Source organism: Ruegeria sp. AB6, assembly GCF_056542685.1.
Genome location: NZ_JBQGAD010000015.1, coordinates 12738 through 24669, shown reverse-complemented (window position 1 = coordinate 24669; position 11932 = coordinate 12738). Strand labels below are relative to the sequence as shown.

Annotated in this window: 9 protein-coding genes and 1 tRNA gene; 6 read left to right on the top strand and 4 right to left on the bottom strand. The window is 56.4% G+C overall.

The window, feature by feature from the left end; translation table 11 throughout:
- The first annotated feature begins 12 nt into the window (after nt 1-12).
- The gene (locus ACR0DB_RS20735; protein WP_480552731.1) at nt 13-1146 is read left to right on the top strand and encodes a Gfo/Idh/MocA family protein; all 1134 of its coding nucleotides are present in this window, start codon (nt 13-15) and stop codon (nt 1144-1146) included.
- Here ACR0DB_RS20735 and ACR0DB_RS20730 read toward each other — a convergent pair whose 3' ends face one another.
- Both ACR0DB_RS20730 and ACR0DB_RS20725 read right to left on the bottom strand, forming a co-directional pair.
- Complete coding sequence (locus ACR0DB_RS20730) at nt 1147-2145, bottom strand: LacI family DNA-binding transcriptional regulator (protein ID WP_170784741.1); 999 nt, start codon at nt 2143-2145, stop codon at nt 1147-1149.
- Between the two features lie 506 nt (nt 2146-2651).
- Entirely contained in the window at nt 2652-3656 is a 1005-nt protein-coding gene (locus ACR0DB_RS20725) for an AraC family transcriptional regulator (RefSeq protein ID WP_480552729.1), read from the bottom strand.
- A 142-nt stretch (nt 3657-3798) separates the two neighbouring features.
- Here ACR0DB_RS20725 and ACR0DB_RS20720 point away from each other — a divergent pair, with 142 nt between their 5' ends.
- The 4 genes from ACR0DB_RS20720 (at nt 3799) to ACR0DB_RS20705 (ending at nt 9059) form a co-directional block, all read left to right on the top strand.
- Nucleotides 3799-5196 carry an amidohydrolase family protein gene (locus ACR0DB_RS20720; protein ID WP_170464209.1) on the top strand — a complete coding sequence of 466 codons (1398 nt, stop codon included), beginning with the start codon at nt 3799-3801 and terminating at the stop codon, nt 5194-5196.
- Between the two features lie 26 nt (nt 5197-5222).
- Nucleotides 5223-5987 (top strand): DUF3299 domain-containing protein, encoded by a 765-nt coding sequence (locus tag ACR0DB_RS20715; protein WP_480552727.1) that lies wholly within the window; start codon nt 5223-5225, stop codon nt 5985-5987.
- Nucleotides 5984-7162, top strand: coding sequence for a carbohydrate porin (locus ACR0DB_RS20710; protein ID WP_480552725.1), 1179 nt, complete (start codon nt 5984-5986; stop codon nt 7160-7162). Before ACR0DB_RS20715 ends, ACR0DB_RS20710 begins: the two co-directional genes overlap by 4 nt.
- A 70-nt stretch (nt 7163-7232) precedes the next feature.
- On the top strand, nt 7233-9059 hold the full coding sequence (locus ACR0DB_RS20705; RefSeq protein ID WP_480552723.1) for an amidohydrolase family protein: 1827 nt from the start codon (nt 7233-7235) through the stop codon (nt 9057-9059).
- A 505-nt stretch (nt 9060-9564) separates the two neighbouring features.
- Here the strand turns inward: ACR0DB_RS20705 and ACR0DB_RS20700 are convergent.
- Together ACR0DB_RS20700 and ACR0DB_RS20695 are read right to left on the bottom strand one after the other, a co-directional pair.
- Nucleotides 9565-9640: transfer RNA gene (locus ACR0DB_RS20700), tRNA-Val, on the bottom strand.
- A 62-nt stretch (nt 9641-9702) separates the two neighbouring features.
- Nucleotides 9703-10956 carry an aminotransferase class V-fold PLP-dependent enzyme gene (locus ACR0DB_RS20695; RefSeq protein WP_480552721.1) on the bottom strand — a complete coding sequence of 418 codons (1254 nt, stop codon included), beginning with the start codon at nt 10954-10956 and terminating at the stop codon, nt 9703-9705.
- Between the two features lie 196 nt (nt 10957-11152).
- Here ACR0DB_RS20695 and modA point away from each other — a divergent pair, with 196 nt between their 5' ends.
- Nucleotides 11153-11932: a molybdate ABC transporter substrate-binding protein gene (gene modA, locus ACR0DB_RS20690; RefSeq protein WP_480552719.1), complete on the top strand. Its 780-nt coding sequence runs from the start codon at nt 11153-11155 to the stop codon at nt 11930-11932.

The following is an 11932-nucleotide window of genomic DNA, read 5'->3' as shown; positions in this document are numbered from 1 at the left end:
GAGACTAAGATCATGGCAAAGCTGAAATGGGGCATGATTGGCGGTGGCGAAGGCAGTCAGATCGGGCCCGCCCACCGGTTGGGCGCACTGGCCGACGGGATGTTCGAATTCGCCGCAGGCGCGCTGGATCACCGCCCGGATGTCGGGCGAGAATATGCGCAGCGTCTGGGTGTGGCGCAGGACCGGGCATATGGCGATTGGCAAGAGATGCTGGCTGGTGAAAAAGACCGCCCCGACCGCATTGATCTGGTGACGATCGCCACCCCGAACGCCACACATTTCGAGATCGCCAAAGCCTTTCTTACGGCCGGTTTCCACGTGTTATGCGAAAAGCCGATGACCATGACGGTGGAAGAGGGCGAGGAGATCGTGCGTGTGGCCGAAGCCTCGGGCAAGATCTGCGCGGTGAACTATTGCTATTCCGCCTATCCGATGGTGCGGCAGGCGCGTGCGATGGTGCGGGCGGGCGATATCGGCAAGGTGCGTCTGGTGGTGACGAATTTCAGCCACGGCCACCACGGTGACGCGACCGACGCGGATAACCCCCGCGTGCGTTGGCGCTATGACCCGGCGATGGCAGGCGTCTCCGGGCAGTTCGCCGATTGCGGCATCCACGCGCTGCACATGGCAAGCTTCATCAGCGATGATGAGGTGAAAACCCTGTCTGCCGACATGGCCTCGACCATCGTCAGCCGCGAGCTTGAGGATGACGCCATGATCAACTTCCGCACCGAGGGCGGCGCGGTTGGTCGGCTGTGGACGTCTTCTGTGGCTATCGGGCGGCAGCATGGGTTTGATATTCAGGTCTTTGGCGAAACCGGAGGTCTGCGCTGGGCGTCCGAGCAGCCCAATCAGTTGGTCTATACCCCGGTCGGAGGGCGCACGCAGATCATCGAAAAAGGCGAAGGCGGGTTGCATGACGACGCGCAGCGCCTGTCGCGCGTAGCGATTGCTCACCCCGAAGGATTCCCGCTGGCGGTGGCCAATATATACTGCGATCTGGCCGATGCCATTCAGGGAGAGGTCCGAGACGGGCTGCCAACCCCCGCCGACGGCGTGCGGTCGATTGCCGCCGTTCACGCGGCGGTCGCGTCGTCCAAGAATCATGGTGCCTGGACCGACGCGCGCCCGCCAATGTTTCGCTGATCAGGGGCGGGGCCGTAACGTGCCCCGCTCGATCACCCGGCAGGGAAAGATACGGGCCTCGGGGTAACGCTCGGGGTCTTTCAGCATCTCTTCGACCAGATCGACAGACGCGGTAATGATCTGCTTGATCGGCTGGTGAATCGTCGTCAGATCGACGCTTTCCCAGCGCGACATCTCCATATCATTCAGACCAATGATACCAATATCTTTGCCGGGTTGCAGGCCGTGGTCGGACAGGGCCGACAGCGCACCGATCGACAGGATGTCGTCGCCGCAGAAATACCCTTCGGCCGGGGTGCCGGCCAGCAGGCGCAGCATTTCGGCGCGGCCAGCCTCGAACGAATATCCGGTCGCGAAAGAATGTGAGACTTTCAGGTTTGGGTGTTTTTCAACCTCTTCCATGAACCCGTGATAGCGATCCATCGCCGATGTAGCATCCTTGGGACCACCCAGATAGCCGACGTGCCGATATCCCCGCGCCAGCAATTCCCGCGCCGCCATCCGCCCGCATTCGACGTTGTCGATCCCGACCACATGAACCTCGGGCGAGGTGGCCGACCGTCCGAATGTGTGCACCACCGGAACGCCCGCATCATGAAACGCCTTTGCAAAGCTGGGCGGCAGGGTAGATGAGGCCACAATGACGGCATCCACCGAATATTGCCGCAGCATTCTGACCGAGTTTGCGGGCTCGGTCTCATCCGTCAGGTTCACGATCAACGGGCGCAAGCCGCGTTCTTGCAGAGCGCGGGTAAATTGATCAAACACCTCCAGGAAGATCGGGTTGTGGAAGTTGTTCGAGATCAGCCCGATCAGTTTGGTCCGCCCGGTGGTCAGGCTGGAGGCCAGCGCGTTCGGGCTATAGCCCAGCTCAGCTGCAGCCTTTTCGACTTTGCTGCGGGTTTTGGCAGAAACCGACGCGCCTTCGGTAAAGGTGCGCGACACGGCGGACCGCGAAACCCCAGCAAGTGCGGCAACGTCTTTTAGCGTGACACTCATGAACGGGGCCAGTGAGCAAGTAAGGTGGTATTCGACATTTTCATGAGCAAATACTATGCCCCGTTGCACCCATTTTGCAATCGGTTGCAACAAGGTCGCATCGCCGCAGGCCTGGATTGAGGGGATGGTGGGTGATGAAAGACACGGCCTTCCGGCAAACTCGGAGCCAACGAAGCGTTTTAACTCAAACCGCACGTGCAATAAGGTGCTGTTTTCCTCTGCCTCGACCAGTGCTATCTTGGAGAGATGCCTTGCGTTGTCAGTGGCTTGGAGGTCGCACCGTTTTCCCAACGGTTCAATAGCGCATGACAACTTGCTTCAATCAGATTTGCTGTCGATCGAACTTAATCAGAGGTTTGCTGAAGCGGAGGCGTAGCACTGTAAGAGCTGCCGTAGGGGCTATGGGGAAATTGTCCCACTGCGATCCTAAGATAGGGGCTTCAAAAAATGTGTTGCGAATACTTGTTGGTCCCCACTTGTAAAGTAGTGGAAAAGCAGTCCAGCAATTATGCACCAAGGCGGAACTTGGTCGGTGTCATTCCGGTTTGACCTCGAAAAAAGCGAGTGAAATGGGACTTGTCAGAATAGCCGAGCATCAGACCGATCTCTGCAATTGTCATCTGGTCTTCTTTTAGGCGCTCCTTTGCCACATCGACACGAAGCCGCTTGATTTCGCGGGGTAGCGTTGTGCCTTGTTGCTGAAGGGCCTTCAGAAACCGTTCCGGCTGTATCCCCAGCAACCCAGCCACTACATTTGGTCCCAAATCGGTTTCATCTAGCTTGTCACGTAAAACAGATCGCAAAGCTGCCACCACGGTTACTTCTTCATCTTGTCGCGGTGCGGCTACGGGTTTGCCAGAACACTCAGAGACATGGTGCAAAAACAACCATTCCACAGGAAAGCTAATTTGCATTCCGGGATAGGTTCCCAAGCCAACCTCGATCCCCTTATAGTCGATAGGTAGACCATTGATGTATCTGCTTTCCCATCGCACGCGCGAAGAATCCCAGGAATCGCCGACGACGGTCTGCAATAGGCGCACATAGATTGCGGCTCCAAAGCCGGTGACCTGAACGGGTGGAACAGTCGGTTCTTGCTGCCTTTCGATACGATAGGTCGCTTTGTCCGCTTCAATGACAAGGCTGTGCCGCACAGAATTGGATTCCTGCGGCACAAGCCGGACAAATCGGGTAAAAAACTCGAATAATGTCTTTGTCGATTGCAAGGCCTGGGCGAAAGGTGGCCATGCTTGCAGGTCAAACGTCTCCCCAACATTCAGACCAAGATACCGATCCCTTGAAACTTCTGAGAAGGTATTAACCAACCCGTAGACCAACTCTGAATGAACGAACACGGATGGGTCAGACAACAGTTCTGCCTTCAACCCGACCTGATCCAAAGCTGGTTGCGGATCGATCTCGCGGTCGATGAGATACTGCAAAAACGGGGCAGCCAAAGAGAGGCGAATAAAGCCCTCGCTATGCTCTTGAGAGGTGGTGTTGAAAGGCAATCTCTTCACCATTTTTAGGATTGAATGCGCTGTCCAGTGGCCATTTTTACCATCACATTCGAACATTATAATTCGAAACTGGCAACCGAGGCAAAACTTTCCGGGCTACAGTTGGTAAAATAAGAATATGAAGGGAGTACCTATGTCCGGTCTGCGAATGTCTCTTTGCTCGGCGTCAATTGTCGCTGCAGGTCTCTTTGTTGCAACGTCTGCACAAGCTCAGGATCAAGAAGAACCCCAAACGCTGTTTACCAACGTGCATGTCTTCGACGGTGTGAATGAACAGCGTATCGAAAATGCCAGCGTTCTGATCGAAGGCAACCTGATCAAGGCCGTCTCAACAGATGCGATTGATGCCCCCAATGCGGAGGTGATCGATGGCGGCGGTAGGACACTCACACCTGGCTTCATCGAGCTTCACGCACACCTCATGCTCATGGGACCGTCTATCGCTTCCATGGAAACGAACTCGACCTGGGAGGATTTTGGCATCCATGGAACCAGGATGGCCGAGATGTACCTGATGCAAGGATTTACGACTGTAAGAGATGCTGGCGGCGCCAACGGCGGTCTGCGGAGGGCCATCGACGCCGGACAGATCGTCGGTCCACGTCACTATGCGTCAGGCGCGTTCCTCGGGACACGCGGCGGCCACGCTGACTTCGCATCCTTCACCTCGCCGCCGGGCGGACAGACCAACTTCGGTAATCTGAACATGGCGCAACAGGTCAGCGGTGTCGATGATGTCTACTTGTATGGTCGTAATAACATGCGCATGGGGGCGACACAGCTGAAATTCATGCAGTCGGGTGGGGTGATCTCGGCCTTTGACCCATGGCAGTTGCTCGCCGGCTCCAAGGAAGAAATCGAAGCTGCCGTTCAGGTTGCCAACGAATACGGCACCTATGTCATGGCGCATTCTTATCGCAAGGAAGCAATCATGAACGCCCTTGAGGCCGGTGTAATGTCCATTGAACACGGCTTCTCCTTCGATTGCGAGATTGCCGAGATTATGAACGAGAAAGGGGCTTACATAACGACCAACCTCACGGCTTTTGATCCGGGTTTGTTGGATATTCCATCGGTCAAGAACGAGCCCAAGAGCCTCGCGAAAGCGATATCGGCGTCCGCGACTTTCGCGAACTACATTCCGAATATGAAGGAATGCCCTGTAAAACGCGGCTTTCAGACCGATTGCGTGGGATCAGTGGAAGCCTGCAACATCCAGATTGCTTATGAAAAACATCTCAATAACGAGTTCTTCGGACCGTACCAGTCGATGGTGACGCTTACGTCAATCGGCGGTGAGGTCGTAGCATTGTCAGGCGATTTCTCGAACCCTTACACGGCTGGCAAGCTCGGTGTGATCGAGGAAGGCGCCTATGCGGATATCCTGCTGATCGACGGTAACCCGCTCGAAGATTTCTCGGTGGTTGGTACGGGTGATCAATGGTTTGGGGCTGACCCGAGGCCTGAAAGCCCTGATACGATTCGACTGATCATGAAAGATGGCGTTATCTACAAAAACACACTGAATTGACCTGCCTAAGTAGCCGGAGAGAATTTATGCACCATTGGTTCCGCTGGGTAGTATTCGCAGGGTTTTTATGGTGTGGGCATTCTGCGTTGGCAACGCCTGAAACCGCATTAGATTGGACCGACTTGCCAGACCCATCTGCGCAGGTCTTTGAAGACCCCTACCGTGATCTTAGCCCTGAACAATTTGACGATGTTCTTTACGTCGTTCGATTGCGTGGCAGGCTGCAGCAGGATGGTGGTAGCGAAGAAGAGCGGCAAAAGTGGCAAATGCTTTTGACCGAGACTGAGGATGCCTTGGCATCTGATGGAATTGACGTCGACTGGCTGCTCGATCAGCGAGAGGTTGTAACGGAACGTCGAAGAAAGGCTGGCACGAACGGAAATCCGGAATTCGACGGCCAAACAATCACACTGGCGGGCTTTGCCATTCCTGCTCCGAATGATCCGGACGGGCGGCCTGTCGCGTATTTAGTGCCGGAACGAGGGATGTGCAGTCATATGCCTCCACCTCCGCCGAATCAGATGATCCGCGTGCGGTTGAACGGGGACTGGACGCCCAGCTATGTCCACGAACCCGTTCGGCTGACCGGTAAGCTGACTATCGATCCTTCCGTTCAAAATATGATAGTTGTGGATGGTCTCATGCCGATGAATGCGACCTTCCAGCTAGAGACGGAACGCGTCGAAACTCTGGAAACTGAAGCAGATAGTCTGGAATGGAAGCAGCGTGCCGCTGATCGCATCCGGGCGGCGGGAAATCGCAAGACCGGCGGAGCAAGGGCGCCTGAATGATAAGACTTTTGGTTGCCGCATTGAGCATTGCCTTTGCTGGCGCAGCGTCGGCTCAGGGATTATCCGGCCCATCTTCGGTCGAAGCTGATCTAGAGCCCGGGGACGGGCTGACCGACCCACAATACCGTTCTGATTTTCCGCGCAACATCGCGCCTGGTTGGTTTGAGTGGAAAGACCGGCTGGCTGAGAGTGGGTTTCGGTTCAACATTGATTACTTGGCATTGGGCCAAACCACGAACGCTGATCTGGGAACCGGCGAAGCGGCCAGCGGCATCGCTCGTTTCTACGGCAGTTGGCAGGCAACTGAACGGGGTTCCCTGACATTCAAGATCGAAGACCGGCACAGTTATACTGGCGTTGCTCCGCAGTTTCTCGGGCTGGATGGCGGAGCCCTTTCAATCACGGGAACAGCCTTCAACGACAATGGTCTGCTATTGACTAACCTTTTCTGGACCCAAAGGGCCGAGAATGGGTCGTGGACGCTGCAAGTCGGGCAGATTGATGTAACGGACTTTGTGGATATCTACGGGTTGGTAAGCCCCTATAGCGGTTTTCAAAACCTGTCTTTCAATACCAATCCGACAATTAACTCGCCCAACCAAGGCCTTGGTATTGCCGGTGGGGTAAAGCTGAGCGAGAACCTCTACGCCATTGCCAGCGTATCAGACGCAAACGCCGACCCGTCCGATCCAAACTTTGATTTGTTTAGCGACGGCAATCTCTTCAAGTCACTCGAACTTGGTTACACCTCCGCCTTTGATCGCATCTACTTCGACAATATCCATCTGACCCTCTGGCATGCGGATGCGGCTGACGATGGCAGTCGAGCGGAAGATTACGGCGCAGCATTTTCAGCGGCATGGTTTGTTGACAACAAGTGGATGCCGTTCTTTCGGGCTGGGGCCTCAAAGGGGACCGCAGCGCTTTATGACCGGTCCGTCTCTGCAGGTCTGGGCTACTATGGTCGCAATACCGATTTGGCCGGGCTGGGCCTGAACTGGGCCGAGGCAAGAGGCATAGACGGTGACCAGTTCACGCTCGAAGCTTTCTACCGGTTTTCAATCTCGCCCGGGCTGCAGATCACACCGTCCCTGCAATACGTTTCCAACCCTCTGCTGAATCCCATGCAGGACAGCATTACACTGTTCAGCCTCAGAACCCGGGTCGTTTTCTGATGTGTCGCGAAAGCAGACGCCAAGAAATTACGAAACATCCTGAATTGCTGACCAAAGAAAGGACTTAACCATGCGTACCCTGTTTCTGGCTGGGACATTGTCTGTGTGTTCGACCTTATGTGTCGCGCAGACGTACGACGTGGTCATTCTCAATGGTCGGGTAATGGATCCGGAAACCGGTTTCGACCAGATCGCTAATGTTGGAATAAGCAACGGCTGGATCACTGCGATTACCGACGAAGACATCGGCGGCAGCGAAGCCATCGATGCGACAGGGCACGTTGTGGCGCCCGGGTTTATCGACCTTGAACAACACGGGCTGGATCCTTGGGGTATCAAGGTCAACCTTCGTGACGGTGTTACGACGCAAATGGATTTTGAGGTCGGGGCCGCGAATATCGACGACTGGTACGCAGCGCGCCAAGGCGTGACGCAGGCAAACTATGGCACGGTCGTTGGACAAGAATTCGCGCGGATGCGGGTGCATGACGGCCTTGTGCTGGAAGGTGGGGACATAGACTTCCGGAACTTTTTCGCACTGCGGGCACAATCTGTGGAAGACGGCGTCGAAGGGTGGTCGTCGGTTCCAAGCAACCGCGAGCAGATGAACGAAATCACTGCCCAACTGGATGAAGGACTACGTCTTGGAGCACTCGGCGTGGGATCGACCATCGGCTACGCCCGCGAAGGCATCACAACCTACGAGATGTTCGAAGCACAGCGGGCTGCGGCGCGTTACGGGCGTTTAACTTCGGTGCATCACCGGTTTCATCCCAGTGCCTCGACACCCACTGAGACACAGACCGGCGTCAACGAAATCCTAGTCAATGCGATGGTGCTCGACGCGCCGCTGCACATTCATCACGACAACGATTATGGGTGGTGGGAAAATCAGGAAAAACTCCAGATGGCCCGCGACCAAGGCTATAACGTCTGGTCCAGTTACTATCCCTGGACCGCCGGATCGGGAAACTACGGAGCCTCCATCATCGCCCCCGAAAATTGGGAAGGCTCGATGGGGTACAAATACGAAGACACTATCTTTGATCCCCAACTCGATCGCTTTGTGACCAAAGACGAGTTCTTGAGCTTTGCCGAGAATGAACCGGGACGGACAGCCATTGTTTTTAGCCCTCCAAGAGAGCAATGGCTCAATGATTGGATCACTATCGCAGGCTATGGCATCTCGGGCGACGGTATGGCCGGGTTGGATATCGAGGGCAATCTGATGAGTTGGGATGCACCCTACGAAGACTATGCCGGGCATCCTCGGTCAGCAGGTAGCCACGCGCTTGTCCTCAGATTGGCCCGCGAAGCGAATGTGCCACTGATGCTTACGCTCACACAGCTAAGCTACATACATGCGAAGCGATTGGGAGATACGGGCTTGCGCGCAATGCAGGTGCGTGGGCGTATGCAGGAAGGCATGGTCGCAGACATCACGATCTTTGATCCGGAGACTGTGACCGAAAAGGCGAACTATACCCTCGGTCAGCAAGGTCTTCCGTCAGAAGGCATTCCGCATGTGCTTGTTAACGGCACGATTGTTGTTCGGAACAGCGAAGTCCAACGAGATGTTTATGCTGGGCAGCCAATCCGGTTTCCAGTTGAAGAAAGTGGGCGCTTTGTTCCGGCTGGTCGCGAGCAGATCATGGGTATTCTTACGCCGGATACTGGCACTGCCCGACCAACACTGCTTGATGACATTTCAAACAGTGAAGCCAGTGTCGCACCTGCGACTTCGCCAACCAATCAGACTGCATCGGTAAAGCCGAGCGATCCCTTTGATTGGTTCACACCTCGCAACGGACGAGATGACAGAGCCTATTCTTTTGCGTCGTACATGCTCGCTTCGAGGACCCTGCGCAGGCAAAACGCGACTACGCGAAGGCCATGATGTCCAAAACAGGCGGATCCAAACCCAGTCAGTCAGAACAACGAAGAACAAACTAATTCGCGGAACCTCGGAGTAGCGAAAAAACCAAAGTCTGCTTTAGAATGGAGAACGATCATCAGCAACCAATCAGCTTTGGGTAGCTTTGTCCGCATGGCAGCTGCCCGTCAGATCAGAATGACCACTCCGAGCCCAATGTGCCGAATGCTGCGACGCGGCTGAATGATCGCTTTGTTTGTCTCCGTGAACGACCCTCCTTGGCGCGCACCTCAATCTCTCACGTCCACTTCGCCGGATCAGCACGCTTTTGAAAGGTCTTGGATCGGGATTGCCGTCGTTCCGGACCGTCGCCTGCCACTTTTCGGTAGGCCGTTTTATGATTGTTGCCATGGCCTATCTCTCCTGTGTTGGAGACAGCTTTTTTGTCTAAGCGCAGCGGAAACAGTTTTTCGCGCAGCACAACAATAGGCACTAGTCGCGCAAGACCTTGATACATTGTGGGGAAGGATGGTGGGTGATGAGAGACTCGAACTCCCGACATCTTCGGTGTAAACGAAGCGCTCTACCAACTGAGCTAATCACCCGTGACGGTGCATGTAGCCAAGCCTGCGCGCGGGCGCAAGAGGGTTGGACAGAAATTCTTTGATCAGTCCGTCATCTCTTTCAATGCGGCCAGAAGTTGGGCTACTTCCTGCTCGGTATTGTAGTGGCAAAGTGATATACGGATGCAGTCGTTCAAGCCCAGCGGGGTCAGAACGTTGCCGCTGTAGTGATCGGCTTTGCGGATATGGGTGCGGATTCCCTGATCGTTCAGGCGGGTCACGACCTCGGCCGAGGGTTTCCCGTGCACCACGATAGACACCAACCCTTCGCGCGCGGGATTATCTGCGCCGCCCAGGACTGAGATATGCTCCATATCTCGCAGGCCGGGCAGGTTGCCAGTGCCGTTGATCATGGTGTTTGTCAAATGAGTTTCATAGGCGTAGATGGCGCGGCCCGCGGCCTCGATCCTTGCTCGGCGGTCCGTGGCGTTCGAGACCTGCGCGCCCAGCCAGTCGAAATAGGCCACGACATCGGACATGGTGGCGTAAGAGCCGGTGTCGCGGGTTCCGAACTCCCACCCGTCTGAGGGGGCGTCGATCAACTGGTCATGGGGTAGGGCGGTCAACCGGTCCGAGATCCAGGCAATGCCATAGCCGTGACGCGAGAACACTTTGTAGGGTGAAATCGCATAGCCGTCGACGTTGTAGCTGTCGATATCCAACTGCCCATGGGCTGCGTGCTGGATACCGTCGACAATGATGAAACAGTCAGGCGAGACGTCGCGGATGGCCTGCGCGATGGCGGCAACGTCCATACCCATACCGGTCACGGGCGACGCGTGAACGATCGTGGCCACACGGACGTCTGGGGTCATTGCGGCGCGGTAGGCATCGGCGGTGACCAGCCCCGTTTCGTCATCGTGCTGGACGTTGACATAATCCAGCCCCGCAATATCGGCCCAGCGTCGGGCGGCGCTGCGGCTAGCGGGATGCTCGATCGAGCTGCCGATCACTTTGCTGCCTTTGGGCGCGTTCACGCAGGCGGTGCGGATCATCCGAAACAGCAGTTCGGTCCCGCTTTCGCCCACAAAGAACTGACCCGAAGACGCATTCATGAACACCGACAAATCGGCCTTGGCTGTGTTGATGATATCGACCAGCGCATGGCTAGCCACGTTGTCGCGGCCCTGATTGTCGGGGATCGCGGCGAATTTGGCCGAGGTCTGTACCACCGAATTGAGCGTCAGCGCGCCGCCTGCGTTTTCAAAGAAGATGCGGGGCCCTTGAAACGGGCAGGTTTCAACATGGGCAAAGCGCGCGCGGATCGCATCAATCAGACCGGGAGTAGTGTGCAGCATTACGGTGGTCCTGTTCTGTGGCTCAGAGCAGCATCCTTCCAGCGGTTGGGCAGATCAATCCTCTTTGCGACACGGCACCGCCTTTTTTGTGCGTAATTTCGGGCGTCTGGACGGGGTCGAAGTGCATCGGTACTTGCGTGCGCCCTGTTGCCTCAGATATCCCCGAGGGGATGTTGATCTAACGGGCGGGCTGGGAATGATCCTGTCACATCTGCGCCGGGCGCTGGTCACGGTTTTCGCTTTCTGCGTCCTGATGCTGACCCCGATGCGTGCGGGGGCCGACGGCGTTCTGGTCTTTGCTGCCGCCAGCCTGAAAAACGCGTTGGACGAAATCGCCATCCAGTACGAGGACGCGACCGGGCAAGAGGTCACGGTGTCCTACGCGGCCTCTTCGGTTCTAGCGCGCCAGATTCAGCAGGGCGCTCCGGCAGACCTGTTCATCTCGGCGAATGCCGAGTGGATGGATGTGTTGCAGGAGGGCAGCCTGATTGCGCCCGGATCACGGGTTGATCTGCTGGGCAATAGGTTGGTTCTGATTGGTGGCCCAACGGTCCCAGGGCTGAACGGGTTCGCGGTCGAGACTGATCTGCTGGCGGCATTAGAAGACGGGCATCTGGCCATGGCGCTGGTCGATGCGGTGCCCGCCGGGATTTACGGCAAAGCGGCTCTGACTAATTTGGGCCTGTGGGACGATGTGCAGGGCAAGGTGGCGCAGACTGATAATGTGCGCGCGGCGCTGGCCCTTGTCGCGGCAGGTGCGGTGCCTTTGGGTGTCGTCTATCGGTCGGATGCTACGGTCGAGGACCGGGCCCGCGTCATGGCGACTTTTCCGGACGACTTGCATCCTCCTATCATCTATCCAGCCGCGTTGACCGCAATAGCGGGATCAAAGGCCAAAGCTTTTCTGGATCACTTGCAATCCCCGACCGCGCAGGCGGTGTTCGAGAGGCAGGGATTTTCCCTGCTGGGCCAGTAA